Source organism: Candidatus Planktophila versatilis (genome assembly GCF_002288265.1).
In the GTDB taxonomy this organism is placed as follows: Bacteria; Actinomycetota; Actinomycetes; order Nanopelagicales; family Nanopelagicaceae; genus Planktophila; species Planktophila versatilis.
Window position 1 is genome coordinate 152,107 of record NZ_CP016778.1, and the last position, 19,946, is coordinate 172,052.

General features: G+C 48.8%; 14 protein-coding genes. 9 read left to right on the forward strand and 5 right to left on the reverse strand.

The features are described 5' to 3' along the window. The first annotated feature begins 4 nt into the window (after nt 1-4). On the forward strand, nt 5-955 hold the full coding sequence (locus tag A1sIIB76_RS00740) for a 4-hydroxy-3-methylbut-2-enyl diphosphate reductase (protein WP_095696726.1): 951 nt from the start codon (nt 5-7) through the stop codon (nt 953-955). A 179-nt stretch (nt 956-1,134) separates the two neighbouring features. Here A1sIIB76_RS00740 and A1sIIB76_RS00745 read toward each other — a convergent pair whose 3' ends face one another. From A1sIIB76_RS00745 to A1sIIB76_RS00755, 3 genes are all read right to left on the reverse strand, one after another. Continuing rightward, nucleotides 1,135-2,373, reverse strand: a complete 1,239-nt coding sequence (locus A1sIIB76_RS00745) for a hypothetical protein (RefSeq protein ID WP_095696727.1) — start codon at nt 2,371-2,373, stop codon at nt 1,135-1,137. A gap of 74 nt (nt 2,374-2,447) precedes the next feature. Further along, entirely contained in the window at nt 2,448-2,843 is a 396-nt protein-coding gene (locus A1sIIB76_RS00750; RefSeq protein WP_095693275.1) for a hypothetical protein, read from the reverse strand. 3 nt (nt 2,844-2,846) lie between these two features. Next, complete coding sequence (locus A1sIIB76_RS00755) at nt 2,847-4,049, reverse strand: DNA recombination protein RmuC (RefSeq protein WP_095696728.1); 1,203 nt, start codon at nt 4,047-4,049, stop codon at nt 2,847-2,849. A gap of 51 nt (nt 4,050-4,100) precedes the next feature. On the opposite strand from A1sIIB76_RS00755, the gene ychF reads away from it, so the two are divergent. The 4 genes from ychF (at nt 4,101) to A1sIIB76_RS00775 (ending at nt 13,456) form a co-directional block, all read left to right on the forward strand. Next, nucleotides 4,101-5,174 carry a redox-regulated ATPase YchF gene (gene ychF / locus A1sIIB76_RS00760; protein ID WP_095693277.1) on the forward strand — a complete coding sequence of 358 codons (1,074 nt, stop codon included), beginning with the start codon at nt 4,101-4,103 and terminating at the stop codon, nt 5,172-5,174. Further along, a complete protein-coding gene (gene typA, locus A1sIIB76_RS00765; RefSeq protein ID WP_095684335.1) occupies nt 5,167-7,095 on the forward strand; it encodes a translational GTPase TypA in 1,929 nt (642 codons plus the stop codon). The genes ychF and typA overlap by 8 nt, the downstream gene beginning before the upstream one ends. Before the next feature lie 65 nt (nt 7,096-7,160). Next, nucleotides 7,161-10,247: an ATP-dependent helicase gene (locus A1sIIB76_RS00770; protein ID WP_095696729.1), complete on the forward strand. Its 3,087-nt coding sequence runs from the start codon at nt 7,161-7,163 to the stop codon at nt 10,245-10,247. Next, a complete protein-coding gene (locus tag A1sIIB76_RS00775) occupies nt 10,244-13,456 on the forward strand; it encodes an ATP-dependent DNA helicase (RefSeq protein WP_095696730.1) in 3,213 nt (1,070 codons plus the stop codon). The genes A1sIIB76_RS00770 and A1sIIB76_RS00775 overlap by 4 nt, the downstream gene beginning before the upstream one ends. A gap of 1 nt (nt 13,457) precedes the next feature. Here A1sIIB76_RS00775 and katG read toward each other — a convergent pair whose 3' ends face one another. Next, nucleotides 13,458-15,659, reverse strand: a complete 2,202-nt coding sequence (katG, locus tag A1sIIB76_RS00780) for a catalase/peroxidase HPI (protein WP_095674362.1) — start codon at nt 15,657-15,659, stop codon at nt 13,458-13,460. A 78-nt stretch (nt 15,660-15,737) separates the two neighbouring features. Then, complete coding sequence (locus tag A1sIIB76_RS00785; RefSeq protein ID WP_190286243.1) at nt 15,738-16,565, reverse strand: endonuclease/exonuclease/phosphatase family protein; 828 nt, start codon at nt 16,563-16,565, stop codon at nt 15,738-15,740. Between the two features lie 25 nt (nt 16,566-16,590). On the opposite strand from A1sIIB76_RS00785, the gene nudC reads away from it, so the two are divergent. The 4 genes from nudC to A1sIIB76_RS00805 all read left to right on the forward strand — a co-directional run bounded on the left by nudC (nt 16,591) and on the right by A1sIIB76_RS00805 (nt 19,931). Continuing rightward, nucleotides 16,591-17,520, forward strand: a complete 930-nt coding sequence (nudC, locus tag A1sIIB76_RS00790; protein ID WP_095696732.1) for an NAD(+) diphosphatase — start codon at nt 16,591-16,593, stop codon at nt 17,518-17,520. Then, nucleotides 17,511-19,163, forward strand: coding sequence for an ATP-dependent helicase (locus tag A1sIIB76_RS00795; RefSeq protein WP_095696733.1), 1,653 nt, complete (start codon nt 17,511-17,513; stop codon nt 19,161-19,163). The genes nudC and A1sIIB76_RS00795 overlap by 10 nt, the downstream gene beginning before the upstream one ends. 66 nt (nt 19,164-19,229) lie before the next feature. Further along, nucleotides 19,230-19,421: a hypothetical protein gene (locus tag A1sIIB76_RS00800; RefSeq protein ID WP_095674366.1), complete on the forward strand. Its 192-nt coding sequence runs from the start codon at nt 19,230-19,232 to the stop codon at nt 19,419-19,421. Nucleotides 19,422-19,559: 138 nt separating this feature from the next. Further along, the gene (locus A1sIIB76_RS00805; protein WP_095674367.1) at nt 19,560-19,931 is read left to right on the forward strand and encodes a WhiB family transcriptional regulator; all 372 of its coding nucleotides are present in this window, start codon (nt 19,560-19,562) and stop codon (nt 19,929-19,931) included. Nucleotides 19,932-19,946: the final 15 nt, after the last annotated feature.

Sequence of the window (19,946 nt, forward strand, 5' to 3'; positions counted from 1 at the left end):
CCTTATGAGTAGAAGAGTTCTCTTAGCCGCGCCTCGTGGCTATTGCGCCGGCGTTGATCGCGCAGTGATTGCCGTTGAAAAATCGCTGGAACTCTATGGCGCTCCGGTCTATGTCCGCAAAGAAATTGTCCACAACAAGCATGTGGTCTCAACTCTGGAAAAGCGCGGAGTGATTTTTGTTAATGAAACTGATGAAGTGCCAGAAGGTGCGACAGTTGTCTTTTCTGCCCACGGCGTATCACCTGCCGTGCACGAGCAAGCAGCTGCCCGAAACCTTAAAACTATCGATGCCACCTGCCCCTTGGTAACTAAGGTGCATAATGAAGTAAAGCGTTTCGCCGATGATGAAACTGAAATTCTTCTCATTGGTCATATTGGACATGAAGAAGTTGAAGGAACTGCTGGTGAAGCACCAGGCAAAGTGCGCGTTGTCGATGGCCTAGATGAAGCTCGCACCATCATTCCCACACCAGGCAAAAAACTAGTCTGGCTCACCCAGACCACGCTCTCAGTTGATGAAACTATGCAATCTGTTGCAATCCTTAAAGATCGTTTTCCCGAAATTGCCAACCCACCATCAGATGACATTTGTTATGCCACCCAGAATCGCCAAGAAGCAATTAAGGCAATTGCCCCACAAGCAGATCTGGTTATTGTCGTGGGTTCGACAAACTCATCGAACTCCGTGCGCTTAGTTGAAGTGGCGCTGGAATATGGCGCAAAAGCTGCCTATCTCGTTGATTATGCAACTGAGGTAAAAGATGAATGGTTTGAAGGTGTGGAAGTAATCGGTGTGACAAGTGGTGCATCTGTTCCGGAAATCCTGGTCAATGACTTACTTAAATATTTGGATGAGCATGGCTATGGCGATGTGGAAGAAGTGCGATCATCGGAAGAAACGCTGCTCTTTGCACTACCGAAAGAGCTGCGCGCTGATTTAAAGGCTGCTAAGTAGAAGTCCCCACCTAATTATTTGCAGGCGTCACCAGATTTAATTGCAGAATGGCTTAGTGGAGAAGATAAGAATAATAAAAAGAACGAAAATACTAAGGTTTTGCAAAGAGATTTATTCTTAATATCTAACTACGCGCTAAGAATATTTGAGAAACGGTCTTAGCCAGTATTGGTGAGGCTTCATTCCAGCTGATTCCATTGGTTCTGAATGCTTGGATCCACAAATGGACGAGGTAGGCGGGCAGGGTGCTGGGTAAAGGTGGAAGCTGACTTGGGTGCTGACACCTCGGGAATTGCAGCTTTTGACTCTTGGATTACATATGGAATCGCTACCTCTTCATACCATTTATCTATCTGAATTCCATAAACTTCCTCGAAGGCCACCTCCCAATTTTTCTTTCTGCTCAATTTCCACCAATCAACAAACTTGCTGTGACCATGATCGGCAACGAGAACTTCGGTGAATAGAGCGCCAGCGGTATAGCAAAGTAATTTTGGCTCGGCGCAAGTGGTGCCATCTCCCCCGCCGCCTTTTTCGGAGGTTAAAACAGCCTTGTATAGATCATCTTTGTTTAGTGAATGAGGGATTAGCGCATCTTGGTTAGAGTAAGAGCGGCGTAGGTTTTCAATATTTACTCTATTCATCGCGGCATTTGATTGCTCTGCCATGAGTGCTGCTATTGCGAATCCATAAAAATTAGCAGAACCTTCGACAGACCAGCCAGGAATTCCGTTCTGGCGATCACCGATGATCGAGACTGCAGCCGCGTGGACATACTCGTGAGCCACAAAACCACGCATTGTAAGTTCATTGCCAGCCTTGATGGATCTATCCTTTTCTTTACCAATTACATAGTAGGTAATAGCTCCGCGAGAATTATTGACTACATCACCACGACTAGCATTTTCACCGAGTTTTTTAATGAATTCTCTATTCCATGCTGGTATTTCATGACCGTAACGTTTCATTTCATCATTGACCCATTCAACCGAGGCTAGGGAGCCCAGAATGATTGGGAACTCTGTTGTTGGCTTGAATTCACTGGACCAAAACCTTGAGGAAAAAGGGATAACTTCCTTGATCAACTCAGCAAAGTTTTGTGGCGCATCACTTGAAAAAATATATTTGACTGTAGGTTGATAGCTTGAGTTCAAATCGTAAACACGCTTTACCTCTGCAAGAGCTTTTTCCCGGCGGGTTAAGGGAGTTGGTTTTGCATCCACTTTTAGAAGGACACCCTTATTCCAAGCCAGCTTCTTTCCAGTTTTTACACATGTATAGGTTTTACCCTTAACCACCTCAGTAATTCCTGCTTTACTACATTTAGCGCCTGCTTTAGCCGCAGCGCTTGCTGGCATAAGGGGAATTGATAGAAAAAGAGAAAGTATTGATAAGAATGCAATGAGCTTCTTAGCCATATGAAAAGCCTATGCGGGAATTAAGTTATTACAAGAGGGCATTTGCCCGTATTTGACCTTTATTCGTTCAGTAATTAACCCTGGGCAGCAGCTGCGCGCTTAGAGGGGCGGTTCTTTGCCTTCTCATTTAAGAACATAAACCAGGCATAGAGCGCGCTGAGAAGCAGATACGGTGCGACGCTGGCGAGTGAACCGATGAAATCGATGCCGACTCTAGAAATCGAAAGGCCGTCACTGAGAATAGTCAGCAAGAGAACTGTTGCCCCATAGGCAAGTGGTGGCGTGACAGCTGCAACATAACGAGTTCCGGTGCGGCCATAGTTGACGCCGCCATAGGTAACTAGGGCGATGATCAGACCAGAGATGATTCCAGGACCAGAGCGAATCCAGATTTCAAGTGATGTGAAGATAAAGATAAAAAGTGCTTGCAGAAATACCACACCTTGTTTTTTCAGTCCGGGGCCTTTCATCACTTACTCCTCTACTACTTCAACATCGATGAAATCATCGGGCGCATCTAAATCTATGCTATCTAAGTCTGGGTTATTTAGCGCCCTTACATCTGCCGGAGATTCCGGATATTCAATTGCCAGTTTATCTTTATCGCCAGCTACACCTAGTTTATTGATTCGACGAGCGGGTGCAAGGACAGTCTTTTCCGCTGTGGGAATGAGATCTTCATATGCTTTAGAGGTTTGATTAATTGCCTTGCCCACCGCAACAATCTTGGTATGTAAGAGTGTGACATTTTTTAGAAAAGTTGCCGCCACCTTTGTAATGTCATCAGCGTTTTCTGCCAATTTATTACGGGTGAAGATATGGCCCACGGTGCGCAGCAGCGCCATCATTGATGTGGGAGTAGCAAGTGTGACCCCGACTTTAAATGCTTTCTCAAGTAGAAGCGGATCAAGGCGAAGTGATTCTGCCAACAGCGTCTCAAAGGGAAGAAAGAGCACAACAAAGTCAGGGGAGTTCTGTGACTTGTGATAGCCACGCTTTGCTAGCGCATCGACATGCTTGAGTAAATCCTTGGTGTGTAGCAAGAGCAGTTCATCGCGCTGTTCTTGCTCTTCTGTGCCAAAGGCTTCCAGGAAGCGATCAAAGGGAAACTTAGAGTCGATAAAGAGCTTGGAGCCCCCAGGCATCGCTACCGTGATGTCTGGAATACCAGATGAATCTGAATCGGTGGTGGAACGTTGTGCCACATACTCATGGCCTTCACGTAACCCAGCTTGTTCAAGCAGAAGTTCTAATTGTGCTTCCCCAAATTTTCCACGAGTCTGTGAACTAGCTAGTGCGCCAGCAATTTTCTTTGTTTCATCAAAGAAGGTAGTCGATGCTTTGCGCATCTCATCGATAGTGCCGACCAATTGCACTTCGGATGCAATTCTCTTCTCCGATGCTTCTTGTGCTTGCAAACGCATGCGTTCGACAGTTGTTTTCATCTCTTCCATCTGCGTTGCAATCTTTGTTTCGTTCTCACTTTTGGCTTCTGCTGCCTTCAGGCGATCATCAGATGCCTTAAGCAGCACCTTCACATCGTTGAGTTCTTGGCTAATCGTTGATGTATTGCCACCGTTTGCGCCAGATTTAATTCTAGAAATCCACAGACCAAGTGCGAGACCAAGAAAGAGGCCGAGAATGAGAGTTATTAAGGTCACCACTGTGCTGGACATGGGGCAATCGTGGCAGGAGGGACTGACAATCCCCCGTAGGCTGTCCTACTTATGAGCCTCTCAATTGGAATCGTCGGCCTGCCGAATGTCGGAAAGTCGACCCTCTTTAATGCTCTGACCAAGAACAATGTCTTAGCCGCCAACTATCCCTTTGCCACGATCGAGCCCAATGTCGGTGTTGTAGGCGTTCCGGATGAGCGGTTAGCGAAGCTGGCCACAATCTTTGGTTCTGAAAAGCTACTTCCAGCTGCCTTGTCCTTCGTTGATATCGCCGGCATTGTGAAGGGCGCATCTGAGGGTGCTGGCCTTGGAAACAAGTTTCTTGCCAATATTCGTGAGACCGATGCCATCTGTCAGGTCATCCGCGTCTTTACCGATGGCGATGTGGTTCACGTCGATGGTCGCATCGATCCTGCTAGTGACATGGAAACAATCAACATGGAACTTGCGCTCGCAGATCTACAGACAATTGAAAAGGCAATTCCGCGACTTGAGAAGGAAGCGCGCGTTGCGAAAGAGAAGGCCCCCGTTCTAGCGGCGGTCAAGGAAGCCAATGAGTGGCTGCAATCAGGAAAGCCACTTTCCCAGTCAAAGATTGATCGCGAACTTTTGCATGAACTTCACCTGCTCACTGCAAAACCATTTCTTTATGTCTTTAACGTCGATGCCGCCGAACTTGCTGACCTTGAACTGCGGGCGAAGTTATCGGCACTTGTGGCACCAGCTGAAGCAATTTTTCTCGATGCTAAGACCGAGGCTGAACTTGCTGAACTCTCCGATGAAGATGCACTCGAACTCTTGCAAGCCATCGGACTTTCTGAACCAGGGCTAGCCACTCTTGCCCGAGTTGGTTTTGCAACCTTAGGACTACAAACTTATTTAACTGCTGGTCCAAAAGAGACGCGCGCCTGGACCATACATAAAGGTGACACCGCACCGATGGCGGCCGGCGTCATCCACACAGATTTCCAAAAAGGTTTCATTAAAGCTGAAATCGTCTCTTTTACCGACTTGGTAGAAGCGGGCACAATGACGGAAGCGAAAGCTAAAGGCAAAGTGCGGATGGAAGGTAAGGAATACATCATGCAAGACGGAGACGTAGTGGAGTTCAGATTCAATGTCTAATAGCCCAGCACTTAATACCGCCAGAGCACGCCTTAATCAGGCTCACCTCAAAGATCTTCCAAAGAAGACCCGTGACAACCTTCGCAACGTTGCGATCATTGCTCACGTTGACCATGGAAAGACCACACTCGTTGATGCGATGTTGTGGCAATCCGGAGCTTTCGCTGCTTATAAGAAGCAAGAAGAAGGCCAAGACCGCATGATGGATTCAATGGATCTAGAACGCGAAAAGGGCATCACGATTCTTGCCAAGAACACTTCGGTAAGACGTGGTGACACCATCATCAACATCATTGACACACCAGGCCACGCAGATTTCGGTGGCGAGGTTGAACGTGGTCTAGAGATGGTCGATGGCGTTATCTTGCTCGTCGATGCCTCTGAAGGTCCGCTGCCACAAACACGTTTCGTGTTGCGCAAAGCACTGCAGAAGAATCTTCCCGTTATTCTCCTTATTAATAAGGTGGACCGCCCGGATTCACGAATTGCTGAAGTTGTCGATGAGGCATACGCACTCTTTTTAGATCTTGATGCCAATGAAGAACAAATTGAGTTCCCAGTTGTCTATGCATCAGCTAAGGCAGGACGTGCTTCCCTGACACGTCCCGCAGATGGTGGAATGCCGGTAGAAGAAAACCTTGATGTTTTATTTGACACCATCTTCGCAACAATTCCAGCACCGGTTTATCACGAAGGTGCACCACTTCAGGCACACGTGACAAACCTTGACTCATCACCGTTCCTTGGACGTTTGGCGCTATGCCGCGTGCACGAAGGTGTGATTAAAAAAGGCCAAACTGTTTCTTGGATTAAGACCGATGGCAGCATTGAACGGGTAAAGATTTCTGAGTTGCTGATGACCGAAGCACTCGAGCGCGTTCCAGCACTGGAAGCCCACCCTGGAGACATCATTGCCGTTGCCGGTATTGAGACAATTACCTTGGGTGAAACACTGGCAGACTTAGAAAACCCACATCAATTACCTCTTATTACCGTCGATGAGCCATCAATTTCTATGACTATCGGTATCAACACATCACCACTAGCGGGCAAGAGCGGCAAGATGCTTACTGCGCGCCAGGTAAAGGATCGTCTTGATAAAGAGCTCGTCGGTAACGTTTCACTGCGTGTTCTTAATACTGAACGTCCTGATACGTGGGAAGTTCAAGGCCGCGGCGAACTACAGCTCGCTGTGCTTGTTGAAATCATGAAGCGCGAAAGTTTTGAACTCACCGTGGGTAAGCCACAGGTAGTTACCAAGATGATTGATGGAAAACTTCACGAACCAATGGAGCGCTTATCAATTGATGCACCTGAAGATTACTTGGGTGTGCTCACCCAGTTGATGGCGCTACGTAAGGGTCGTATGGAACAGATGGTCAATCACGGAACCGGTTGGATTCGACTTGATTACAAAGTTCCATCACGTGGCCTGATTGGTTTCCGTACTGAGTTCCTTACTGAAACTCGCGGCACAGGTTTACTGCACCACGTCTTTGATTCATATGAGCCATGGTTTGGTGAACTTCGCACCCGTGGCACAGGTTCGCTTGTCTCAGATCGCATCGGCGCTGTGACTTCATATGCACTTGCTGGTATTCAAGAACGAGGATCTATCTTCGTTGAACCCGGTGATGAGGTTTATGAGGGCATGGTCATCGGTGAGAACTCACGTTCTGATGATATGGATGTTAACTGTGTGCGTGAAAAGAAACTTACCAATATGCGTGCTTCCGGTACTGATGATTCTGAAAAGTTGATTCCACCGAAGAAGCTCAATATGGAAGGCGCCCTTGAATACTGCCGCGAAGATGAATGCGTGGAGGTAACTCCAGCAGTTGTTCGTATTCGTAAAGTGGTGCTCGACGGGGCAGAGCGCGCTCGAGCCACATCTCGAGCAAAGAAGAATAACCAGAGCTAATTCATCAGCGTTAATTCACCTTTGGCTCACGTGACTTGTCACCGCCGTAGGGTTAAATAGCAACTATGAGTAAGCAGAACCCTTCATCACCGCTTCGCCTGGTGCGCAGTAGTGATGAGGGGTTTCTGCCTTTCTCACAAGTTCATCAACTCAGCGCAGAGCAGCAAACAGCAGTTGCTCACCGCGGCTCCCCACTGATAATCACTGGCGCAACTGGCACCGGTAAGACCACAGTTGTTATCGAAGCAGCGCTTTCCCGAATTGCAGCAGGACAAAGCCCCGATTCAATTTTGATTATTGCTTACGGGCGCGAACGTGCCTCTGAAATTCGCGATGCCATTGTTACTCGATCAGCAAAGACTGCACATGAACCACTAGCGCGCACATTTCACTCACTGGCATATTCAATTCTTAAGATGCGCACGGCAGAGAATGTGCGCGAGATTATTCTGTTATCAGGTGCCGAGCAAGAGACCTTTATCGCACAGCTACTAGCAGGTGATATCGAAGATGGCTATCAACAATGGCATGCCGACTTACAGCGCACCGAGCAATCACTGGGTGAGCCACTGCAGACGCAAGGATTTGTGCGCGAGCTACGCGATCTCATTATGCGCGCCAATGAACGTGGAATTACTCCGGATGAGTTAGAGCTTCGCGGCAAACAACTTGGTGAGAAGTATTGGCCAGGGGCTGCCCAATTCTGGAAGCGCTATCTAGGTGCTATGACACTGCAAGAAGTGCTGGCCGGTGATGCCAAGGTGCGCATTGATCCATCTGAAATCATTAACACTGCAATTAATTATCTCCGCAGTAACTCAGAACTTTTGACTGAGCTGCGCGCACGATTTAGCACCATCATTGTTGATGAATTCCAAGAAAGTGATCCCGCTCAGCGAAACTTGTTACAACTATTAGCTGGGCAAGACCTCGTGATCATCGCTGATGCAGCCAGTGCGGTGGGAAGATTTCGCGGCGCAGACCCGGAAGGTGTTGGCGCTGTAATTGATTCTTATGTGGCAAAGGGTGCGAAGAAAATTGAACTCACCACAAATTTTCGTGGCACACCTGGCACACAAGCTGTCCGACTCTTTTCTGAATCTGAGGAAGCGCAATACATTGCTTACCAATTTAAACGGGCTCATCTCATGGGCGGGGTCGCCTATTCGCAGATGGCAGTGATTGTGCGCTCACATGGACAGAGCGCCGCAGCTATTCGCAGAGCTTTTGCCCAAGTTGGTATTCCTACTGCAGGTGATGTGGAAGCGATCGCAAATAACGCTGCCATTGCGCCATTTCTCCTCATTGCACGAGTGGCAACGGGTGCGCAACCACTCAACCTTGATACGGCAGAGAAGTTACTCACCAGCGAATTCGGTGGGGCAACTTCGGTTTCACTGCGGCGCACACGTGCGGCGCTACTGGCTGCGCGCGATGAAGCGAGCGATAAACGCTCTGGCACCCAACTTATTCTGGATGCCATCACTACTGGCGATGTTGCCATCGAAGATTCTGCCGAACTATTACGTATTCACGAACTCTTAGTGGCAGCAAAGAAATCAATTGCCAAGAAGAGCGCCACGATTCACGACCTATTGTGGGCAATCTGGAATAACGCTGTTACCAGCGAGAATGTGAAGATTTCCGAATCATGGCGCACAGCAGCACTTAAAGGTGGCTCCCGAGGAGCTGCAGCTGATCGAGATCTCGATGCCATGATTCAACTCTTTGATTCTGCAGCCCGCCATATTGAACGTTTTCCAGGTGCTAAACCAGAACTATTTTTACAAGAGATTGAGAATGAAACCATTGTTTCTGACCTCATTACTTCGCGCGGAGTGCGCCCTGATGTTGTTGAAATACTTACTGTGCATTCGGCAAAGGGACGTCAGTGGAGCCATGTTGCGGTAGCAGGTGTGCAAGAAGGCACTTGGCCGAATTTGAAGCAACGAAGTTCTTTATTGGGCGCTGAACGATTGGTAGAGCGGGTGCGACATGGTGATGAGCTTGCCCAAACTACGCTGGATATGATTGCTGCAGATTCACTTGCCCAAGATGAAGCACGTTTATTTCATGTGGCAGCAACACGTGCTTCAGAGTCACTTCTTGTCACAGCAGTTGCGCGCGAAGATCTCACACCATCTATCTTTTTTGAAGATTTTGCGCACTCATGTGGGGCATCTGATGCAACTATTGAAATTCCAAGGCCACTGACGGCGCCGGCACTTGTTGCCACCTTGCGCCGGGAGGTAACTCTTACCGGGAACACCGATGCAGCTGCGCTTCTTAAGACTTTGAGCGCTAATGGAATACATCTAGCTGCGCCTTCGCAATGGCTGGGAGCAGTGCCCATCACTACCGATGCGCCAGTCATCGATGCTGGTGCACCTGTGCCAGTTTCACCATCGGGGGCAGAGAACTTCACTGAGTGCGGACTGAAATGGTTTCTAGAAAAGAGCGGTGGCACTGATGGCGATTCCACAGCGCAGCTATTAGGTTCTGTCATTCACGAATTTGCTCGCCTTAAGGTCGATGAACCGGCAATCACTGATGAGCAATTGCAGCACAAACTCCTTGAATCATGGCCGCTGATTGATGATAGCCAGGGCTGGATAAGCCATGCCGCCCTTGCGCGCGCACAAAAGATGCTGGAGCGATTCTCGGTATTTCACAGTAAGTCATTGGCTGATAACAACCGAAGCGTTGCTGGAGTTGAGCGGAGTTTTGAAATCACTGTAGGTCGGGCGGTCATTCGAGGAAATGTGGATCGGATTGAAGTCGATAGCGATGGCAAGCATTACATCATTGATTTTAAGACTGGTAAGAAAGAGATTTCTGGCGATGATGCCAAAACAAACTTGCAACTTGCTTGTTACCAGCTTGGAGTTGTTCTTAATGGCTTTGCCGAGAAGTTAACATCAACTGCCGTCTCTGGCGCCCAGCTTGTCTATCTGGCAAGTAAAAATAAGAGCTACAGCACCCGCGAACAAGATGCGCTCGTGGATGTTGAGGCCACCCAAACTATTCTGGAAGAGATTGCCGTGGGTATGGGTGGTGCCACATTTACTGCGCGCAAGAACGAAATGTGTAAGGGTTGCAAGGTCAAACCTTCATGTCCGCTCTATCTTGAAGGCAAAGCGGTGCATCAATGATTGAAAAATACACACCTGATGAAGTAGCGAAGATGATTATCTCGATTGATCCCACATTTCATCTTCCATCTGATGAGCAGCGCCCCATCATCTCTATCTTTGATAATCCACTGGAGCCAGCTGTTGTCATTGCTGGCGCAGGTTCCGGGAAGACTGAGACTATGGCGGCGCGCGTTGTGTATTTAGTTGCCAATGGTTTTGCCCGCCCTGATCAAATTCTTGGACTTACCTTCACCCGCAAGGCCGCTGGCGAACTCAATACCCGAATTCGAAAGCGCCTGCGCCAATTTCAGCAGGCCGCAGATAAGCAAGGAATAGAGCGGACTTTTAGCAGTCTTGAGACTGCAGTTACTACTTATCACTCTTATGCCGGGCGATTACTGAGCGAACATGCAATTCGTTATGGCATCGATGCCGATGTGCAGCCACTGGGTGAGGCAGCGCTCTGGATGTCTGCCAATAAATTAGTACGCGAGTGGGATGACGGCGTCTTTAATACAAATGATGCAGCAAGCACCGTTGTAAAAGATTTGCTAGGACTTACCTCGATGGTCTTAGAGCATCGTGTGAGCGTTGATCAGATAAGAAGTGCGGATGAAAAAGTACTTGAAGAAATTGCACAGATGACGGGTGCAACTAACGAAGAGACACGTAAGGTGGCAAAAGTACTTAACCAGCGCATCGCAATGCTTCCAATGATGCAAGCATTTTTGGAGGAACGCAGAAAGTCAGGTGAACTCTCATTTGATGATCAGATAGCACTGGCTGCAGATATTGCCGTTAACTTTGCAGATGTCGGGGTATTGGAGCGCGCTAAGTATCCAGTTGTACTTCTGGATGAATATCAAGATACTTCCCAATCACAGGTGCGTTTGCTTTCGGCCCTCTTCGGTGGCAGCCATCCGGTTACCGCCGTCGGTGACCCTTGTCAATCTATCTATACCTGGCGCGGTGCATCTTCTGGAACCATTAGCGCATTTAATGCAAACTTTCCAAAGGCCGACGGTGCTACCGGTAAGAAGGTATATGAATTACTGACCACCTACCGAAACGATAAATCCATTCTCGCACTTGCAAATGAAATCTCGGCTGGCGTGCGCGAACTTGAAGGAATTAACGTTGCTGCGCTAAAGCCACACGAAGATGCAGGTGCTGGTGATCTCACCTGTGGCATCTTTGAAAATCTTGAGGCAGAGGCAACGGCAATTGCTGAATATTTCACACCGCTTTGGAATAACCCAAGTCGCTTACAACCGCACCTAAAAGTTCCACGCACCTTCGCGGTCTTGGTGCGAAAGCGTGCTCAGATAGCTCTCATTCAAGAGGCGCTAGCAAAGGCGGGGATACCTTCGGAAGTCCTTGGTTTAGGGGGACTTGTGCATGTTCCGGAAATTGCAGATTTAGTGGCAATGCTGAAAATTATCAACAACCCCAGCGCTGGTGCATCACTGATGCGTCACTTAACCGGAGCGCGCATTAACTTAGGTCCACGCGATATTGCCGCCCTTGGTCGTTTTGCGCGCTGGCGATCAGAGGCACTCTCATCTGATAGCCGCAGCATTGTGAAAAACATTGTTGCCGGAAACCCAGCATCGGCTGAAGCCGATGATCAATTTATTGGAAGTGTGATTGACGCACTTGATGAAATTGAGAAGTGCGACAAATCCAAGTTCAGTAGCGCTGGCTACCAACGACTTGCATCTTTTGCATCCGACCTACGTCGCTTGAGTTCACGTGCATCTGCACCCATTACTGATCTCATCGTTGAAATCGAGCGCTATTTGAACTTAGAAAGTGAAGTGATGTTACGAGATGGTGGCACGCATGGCCGTCGCCACCTTGATCGCTTTATGGATGAGGCGGCAAAGTTTGCGCGCAGCGGTGGCTCACTTTCTGCCTTCTTGCAATGGCTCGATGTTGCAAGTGAAGAAGAAGGTGGACTCAAAGCTGGGGCGCCGGAAGCCGATGCCAGCGTTGTTCAGATTCTCACCGTGCACATGGCAAAAGGCGCCGAATGGGATGTCGTTGCAGTTCCAGGGTTAGCGCAGGGCACATTTCCTGGAGCCAATGCAAGTGATCCTGATAACTGGATTACCAATGAACGCCATATTCCATTTTCACTGCGCGGGGATGCTGACATCTTGCCAACGTTTTCGTGGAACGCATCTGAAACTAATGCGCAAGCTAAAAAAGCAATCGATGCATTTGCGCAAGAGTGCGTTGACTTTAAGATGCGGGAAGAGATTCGCCTTGGCTATGTTGCCATTACACGTGCTCGCACACACTTATTCTGTTCGACTTCGTTCTGGCGCGATGGCGCAAAACCTGTTCAACCATCTGTGCTTTATGAGAAGGTGCAACAGATCGCAAGTCAGTGCGGCACAGTGCTCAGCGCCCCCACTGCACCAGAGAGCACGGATCGAAACCCAGCCAAAGATATTGAGATCACAGCGCAGTGGCCACAAGATCCACTCGGAGACAAGCGGGCAGCTTTTGATCGCACCGTGGCACTTGTTGAATCAGCTGCGCCGTTAAACCTAGACGCACCTGCACCGGCAGAACTGGCAGAGCTAGTTGAGGATGCCCGGGCAATAATTGCTGAATTTGAAGAGTTTAAGTTAGGTGCGCGCGATGTTGCATTGCCACCGCGTCTTTCTACCTCCACACTCATTGCACTGCATGAAGATCCAGTAGAACTTGCTCGCAACATTCGCCGGCCAATGCCGCGAGCTATGGATGAATACTCACATCGTGGAACGGCATTTCACTTATGGATTGAGAACCATTTCAATGCAAAAACGCTCTTTGATGATGAAGACTTTGATTTGATCACACCTTTTGAGCAAGACCAGAAACTGGAAGACCTGAAAACGAAGTGGCTGGAATCTGAGTGGGCGAAGTTGCAACCGCATGCAGTAGAAGTTCCTTTTGAAACCGTTATTGCTGGCGTGCTTGTGCGCGGTCGCATCGACGCTGTTTATCAGACCAGTAACGGTTTTGAAGTAGTCGACTGGAAGACTGGCTCGAAGACTTTAGGTGAATCATCTGCGGTGCAGCTAGCTGTCTATCGACTTGCCTGGGCTAAGTTGCAGTCAATTGCAGTTGAGCAGGTCTCGGCCGCTTTTTATTATGTGCCGATAAATAAAACAGATCGGCGAGCAAATCTTCTGAGTGAAGATGAGCTCACCGACCTGTTATTACTTAAGTAATTTAGATATCGAAGCGGTCAAGCTCCATAACCTTGCTCCAGGCAGCTACGAAGTCTTCGACAAACTTCGTTGCTGAATCAGCACTCGCGTAGACCTCTGAAAGTGCGCGAAGTTCTGAGTGAGAACCGAAGACTAAGTCTGCGCGAGAAGCGGTCCACTTAACTTTTCCGGTCTTGCGATCTTTTGCTTCAAAAAGCTCGTTCTTAACTGAAGTTGGCGCCCACTCATACTTGGTATCAAGGATGTTGACGAAGAAGTCGTTTGTGAGCGTCTCCTTCTTTGATGTGAGTACACCAGTCTTTGAGCCGTCGTAATTAGCACCGAGTGCGCGAAGACCACCAACAAGCACAGTCATTTCTGGTGGGGTTAATTCAAGGAATGCAGCCTTATCAACGAGTGCGATTTCAGTAGGGTGTGAATCAGATGCACTCTTGTAGTTACGGAAACCATCAGCTGTTGGCTCAAGGTATCCGAATGAGAAGACATCTGTCTGCGCCTGAGTGGCATCTGTGCGACCTGGTGTGAAACGCACCTTGGTCTTCACGCCAGCCTTCTTTGCCGCGATTTCCACGGCAACGGTGCCACCTAAGACAATCAGATCTGCAAGCGAAACCTTCTTCGCTGATTTCTTATTGAAGTTAGTTTGAATCTTCTCCAGAACAGCAAGAACTTTCTTGAGTTCCTTCGGGTTATTGGCTTCCCAGCTGATCTGTGGCTCTAAGCGAATACGAGCACCATTGGCACCGCCACGCTTATCTGTTCCACGGAAAGATGATGCTGATGCCCACGCTGTTGTTACCAACTGCGCAGATGTGAGACCACTGCTAAGAATTCTCTTCTTAAGGATTTCAATCTCAGTCTTACCAATTACTCGCTTTGGGCGAGCTGGAAGTGGATCTTGCCAGATGAGTTCTTCGGATGGAACAAGGGAACCGAGGTAGCGAACTGCAGGTCCCATATCGCGGTGTGTGAGTTTGTACCAGGCGCGAGTAAATGCATCTGCCAGCGCATCGAGATCTTCGGCAAAGCGACGTGAAATCTTTTCATAGGCAGGATCCATGCGAAGTGCTAGATCTGTCGTTTGCATGACAGGTGCATGTGTCTTGCCAGAAATATGTGCATCAGGCACAGCCTTTGCTGCAGATTCATCGGTTGGAATCCATTGAACTGCGCCACCAGGTGACTTGGTCTGCTTCCACTCATACTTAAAGAGAGTTTTAAAGTAGTTGTTATCCCACTTAGTTGGAGTTGATGTCCAAGCACCTTCTAGGCCGCTGGTGATTGTGTCTGAACCTTTTCCAGTTCCAAATGAGTTCTTCCAGCCAAGGCCCATCTCATCGATTGGCGCACCTTCTGGCTCTGCCCCAACATACTTATCGGGATCAGCAGCACCGTGTGCCTTACCAAATGTGTGACCGCCAGCAATGAGGGCAACTGTTTCTTCATCATTCATCGCCATGCGCGCAAATGTTTCGCGAATATCGATAGCTGATAAAAGTGGATCTGGATTTCCATCTGGACCTTGTGGGTTTACATAGATAAGGCCCATCTGCACTGCAGCGAGCGGCTTCTCTAGAACACGATTACCTGAGTAACGTTCATTGGTAAGCCAAACTTTTTCTTTACCCCAATAAGTCTCATCTGGTTCCCAGACATCTTCGCGTCCGCCACCAAAACCAAAAGTCTTTAGCCCCATTGATTCAATTGCGCAGTTACCAACAAGAATCATGAGATCTGCCCATGACAACTTCTTGCCATACTTCTGCTTAATTGGCCAGAGCAGACGACGAGCCTTATCAAGATTTCCGTTATCGGGCCAGCTATTAATAGGAGCAAAGCGTTGCATGCCAGCACCAGCGCCACCGCGACCATCGTGTGTGCGATATGTGCCTGCGCTATGCCAAGCTAAACGAATAAAGAATGGGCCGTAATGTCCGTAATCTGCTGGCCACCACTCTTGTGATGTTGTCATCAGCGCTTCAATATCTTTCTTTACCGCTTTGATATTGAGCTTTGAGAATTCTTTGGCGTAATCAAAATCTTCACCCATAGGATCAGAGACCGGAGAGTTTGCGCGCAAGACCGAGAGATCTAATCTATTTGGCCACCAGTCAGTGTTATATGTGCCAGCGGTATTGAGTTGGCTACCGGAGTATGGGCACTGCGCGGTAACAGTTGAGGTAGGAGATGCAGTTGTGGTCATGGTTGTTCCTCCAGTTAAGAAAAGCTACAAATAGACTGACTAGATACGAGCACAGGCTAGCCGAAGTGCGAAAAATTGTTAATTCGAAAGCTGGATACCGATAGGCAAATGGTCACTTAACCCGGTGCGTGAGATGTCCATCACGGAGAATTCACCTGGATGTAAATCTTTGGCGAGCAGATAGTCGAACTTAATCGAGGCGCCCCAGCTGGGGTAGGTGTTGCCTGGGGCCAATGAATTCCAGGGGGAGAAGACGGTAGGCAGATTCATAGGCAAGTTCAGATCACCCATGACTATCGCGCGGGTGCCACTTTCTTCTGCAATCTGTAGCGCCCATTTTTTGATTCTCCGAAGTTGTCGCAAATTCAACCCTGGCACAAAAGAGAGATGAGTATTCACAATTGTCCAACCATTTTCTAGGACCGCAGCAATAGCAAGACGTGGTTCATCTTTGACGTAGATAAAACGTGGTCTTCCTTTTCCAGTTTCATCACCAGGAACAATGAGAGGTAGCCCAAGTAAGGAACGACCTAGATCTAATCTGTGCCATGACTTCACGGCAATCTTTGAAACAATTCCAATTCCGTAGCACTCGTGCATGATTTCTGAATGCGAACTCTTATCTGTAATCAACGCAGGTTCGTGCTCGTGTAATTTTCGCCATGACTCACCGGGTGTTCCAATCACACTGGGACCCATCGCCCAATCGCGCGCACCAACGCTCTCTGCGATATCGCGAATCTGCGGACGAGACTGCGACCGTGGCAAGAAGTGATCGACTTCCTGAAAGCCCATCACATCTGAGTTCAGAGACTGCACCGCAGCTGCGAGATCGGCGGCCGAATCGGGTGAATTCCTAGGTGGGATTGAGATCCCATGCAGGATATTCCACGAGGTGATTCTCACCCCCACACACTAGTAACCTGCACCAGTGAGCGCGATAAACCAACACACCTCCCGCATTGATCGTGCAGGTGAACTTCGGGTGAACCAAGAAACCCTTGATCAATTGTGGCAACGCGCACAAATCTTGCAGATTGCAGAAGGTCGCATTGCAGCAGTTGATTCAAAATTGAGCCTCATCAACGCCGAACAAGTGGCGGCGCATATTTCCACACACACTTTTACTGAAGGAAGTCGCTACTTCTTAGGTTTAGATCTGCACACCAAGGCGCCTTTCTTTGCATGGGATACCGAGTGGGTCGGCACAATCGATGATGAAGTCAAAGAAGTCGGATTCTCCACTGTTCGTGAGATTGGCTCACTGCTGAGTGAGCAAGAGTTAGAAATTTCATTACATGCCATGGGGTTAAGTAATTGGCATCGTGCACATCCACGTTGTCCGAGATGTGGTGGCGCAACTCGAGTGGATCTTGGTGGAGCAGCGCGCACGTGCGATGCAGATGGCAGCCAACATCACCCACGCACCGATTCTGCAGTGATTGTGCTTGTCAAAGATCGTGATGATCGCATTTTGCTTGGACATCAACCAATCTGGCCAGAAGGTCGATTCTCTACCTTTGCTGGTTTTCTTGAACCCGGAGAAACATTTGAACAGTGCGTTGCGCGCGAAGTTTTAGAAGAGTCAGCAGTTGTTGTAACAGAGTTGAACTACTTAGGATCACAACCGTGGCCATTTCCGGCCAGCATCATGATTGCATTTGAAGCAGTGACAGATAATCCAGAGCGCGCACAAGGTGATGGGCAAGAAATCACAGAAGTGAAATGGTTTACCCGCGCGCAATTATTGGCTGCGGCTAAAGATGGTTCGCTCTTGCTCCCACCATCAATTTCAGTTGCCCGCAAGATGATTGAACGCTGGTTGGGTGAGAGCGCACCCGGCGGCCAGACATGGCGATAGAAGACTCAATACTTGCAGCCCTTGATCCTGATCAAAGGGCGGTAGCACTTGCTACACGTGGTCCCCTCTGCGTCATTGCAGGTGCTGGCACCGGAAAAACTCGCGCAATCACACATCGCATTGCCTATGCAGCAGCGATTGGCACGATGGATCCGCAGAAAGTATTGGCGCTGACATTTACGGCAAAAGCTGCTGGTGAAATGCGAGCCCGACTTCGCACACTTGGCGTGCCGGCCGTTGCCGCTCGCACGATTCACTCTGCTGCCCTTAAGCAGCTGCTCTACTTTTGGCCCTCAGTATTCGGTGGTCGCACACCAGATCTGATGACAACCAAGACTGGCTTTCTTACCGAAGCAATTAATCGCGCGGGGCTAAGTGGCTCGCTGCGTGCTACCAACCGCGAATTGATGCGAGATATTGCCGCTGAGATTGAATGGGCGAAGGTCTCTCAAGTCGGACCCACTGATTACATCAATGAAGTAAGTAAGCGAATGCAGAAGCCTCGTGTTACGCCAGAGCAGATGGTTCAGGTCTATACCGCCTATGAATCAATTAAAAAGCAAGAGCTCGCCATTGATTTCGAAGATGTACTTCTCTTATGTTCTGCGATGTTAGAAGAAGAGCGCGATGTGCGCGAGCGAGTGCAAGACCAATATCGGTATTTCACTATCGATGAGTACCAAGATATTTCTCCCATTCAACAGCGACTGATTAATGCTTGGCTTGGAACGCGCACCGATATCTGTGTCGTTGGTGATCCCGCCCAAACTATTTATTCATTTGCTGGTGCCACCCCGGTATTCCTTAATACATTTACCCAACGCTTTCCGGAAGCCGAAGTTATCCGTTTAACAACTGGATACCGCTCCACCCCGGAAATCACCTTTGCTGCCAATGCACTCTTGCGTCACGGAACTATGGGCCAGGAACTTGTTGCTGTTAATAGCCATGGCTCTAAACCAATTGTCACCGGCTATGGCGATGAACCGGCAGAGATTGGCGGAGTCATGGCTGAAATCAATGCTCTCTTGGTAAATGGCACTCAGCCACAAGAGGTTGCGATCTTGGCTAGAACTAATGCACAACTTAAAGGTGCAGAGAAAGCAATGCTGGCGCAGAAGATTCCATATCAAGTGCGAAACACAGAAAGATTCTTTGAACGCCGCGAAGTGCGTGATTTTCTCAAGCAAGTGCGGCAAGCATCGGTTATTCCGGCTGAAGGCCAAGGATGGATTGATGAACTACGCTCCCTTGCCCAGCCTTATTTAACAGGGGAAGCAATTGATGGGATTGCAGCGCTGCTGCATTTAGCGCGTGAACTAGATGACGATGATAATTTCACTCCGAAAACTTTGCGCACATATCTGCGCGAAGTAGAAGACCGGGTGCAACAGAACAATCCACCGACCATGCCGGTTGTCACACTGGCAACGCTGCATGCAGCTAAAGGTCTGGAATGGGAGCGGGTATTTTTAATTGGCGCATCAGATGGCCAATTACCGCTGACTAATAGTTCAGGTGAGGCCGTTATCGAAGAGGAACGTAGGCTCTTTTATGTGGGAATCACCCGCGCCAAGGCAGATCTGCATATCTCCTATCGAGGCAATCCAAGCCAATTCCTGCGTGAATCAGGCCTTATTTAATTGCCTTGCACGAATCAATGACCATCTTGTACCCTTAGAGTTCGAAAACAGGGAAGGGGATTGAAAATGGCAAATGTCATGACTTCAATCATCACAGCAGGCGCATGCGCTGCTGCACCTTCTGCTGCCTTCACACATTCAACAGCTTCTGCAACCAAGCGTTCACATAAGCGAACAGTTTGGCCCACAGCTACAAAGTCAGCGTTTTACGCCAACTTTTATGCAGTGGATGAGGCTACTGGAGTACTAATCGGATAAAACCGAACAGTCCCACAAGGGCCTCAAATCCACTCGATGGATTTGGAGGTCCTTTTTTATTACCCAAATCAAAGAAGAAATCAAAAAGAGATAACAAGAGCAAGACTAACTAGAGAGAGATAACAGGGGGTGAGGACGATGAGCGTTCTCTTCAGCGAACTACAGGTACCAGGCTGGGCAGAGACCGGCGAAAAGATTGGCCTTAACGATGTGACATTCACATACGACAACGCCAAGGCTTTCACCCTGCCATGCCATCAAGCTGACCCTGAACTCTTCTACTCAGAGACAGATCAGGGAATTGCAGAGGCGAAGGCGCTCTGTGGCACATGTCCAGTGCGTAACAAGTGTCTCGATGGTGCGCTCTCACGCCAAGAACCATGTGGAGTGTGGGGCGGACAGCTCATCGAAGATGGCGTGATCATTGAACGTAAGCGTCGTGCCGGTAGACCGCCACGTCAGGTGATTGCAGCTGCTCGCATTGTTCAGAACGAGCAAGCGCTAGCGTAAGTCGGGTAATTGGCT

Bases quoted from the DNA above. Each gene is read 5' to 3' on its own strand.
- A1sIIB76_RS00740 (WP_095696726.1), top strand. From the start codon at position 5: ATGAGTAGAAGAGTTCTCTTAGCCGCGCCTCGTGGCTATTGCGCCGGC.
- A1sIIB76_RS00745 (WP_095696727.1), bottom strand. From the start codon at position 2,373: ATGGCTAAGAAGCTCATTGCATTCTTATCAATACTTTCTCTTTTTCTA.
- A1sIIB76_RS00750 (WP_095693275.1), bottom strand. From the start codon at position 2,843: ATGAAAGGCCCCGGACTGAAAAAACAAGGTGTGGTATTTCTGCAAGCA.
- A1sIIB76_RS00755 (WP_095696728.1), bottom strand. From the start codon at position 4,049: ATGTCCAGCACAGTGGTGACCTTAATAACTCTCATTCTCGGCCTCTTT.
- ychF (WP_095693277.1), top strand. From the start codon at position 4,101: ATGAGCCTCTCAATTGGAATCGTCGGCCTGCCGAATGTCGGAAAGTCG.
- typA (WP_095684335.1), top strand. From the start codon at position 5,167: ATGTCTAATAGCCCAGCACTTAATACCGCCAGAGCACGCCTTAATCAG.
- A1sIIB76_RS00770 (WP_095696729.1), top strand. From the start codon at position 7,161: ATGAGTAAGCAGAACCCTTCATCACCGCTTCGCCTGGTGCGCAGTAGT.
- A1sIIB76_RS00775 (WP_095696730.1), top strand. From the start codon at position 10,244: ATGATTGAAAAATACACACCTGATGAAGTAGCGAAGATGATTATCTCG.
- katG (WP_095674362.1), bottom strand. From the start codon at position 15,659: ATGACCACAACTGCATCTCCTACCTCAACTGTTACCGCGCAGTGCCCA.
- A1sIIB76_RS00795 (WP_095696733.1), top strand. From the start codon at position 17,511: ATGGCGATAGAAGACTCAATACTTGCAGCCCTTGATCCTGATCAAAGG.
- A1sIIB76_RS00800 (WP_095674366.1), top strand. From the start codon at position 19,230: ATGGCAAATGTCATGACTTCAATCATCACAGCAGGCGCATGCGCTGCT.
- A1sIIB76_RS00805 (WP_095674367.1), top strand. From the start codon at position 19,560: ATGAGCGTTCTCTTCAGCGAACTACAGGTACCAGGCTGGGCAGAGACC.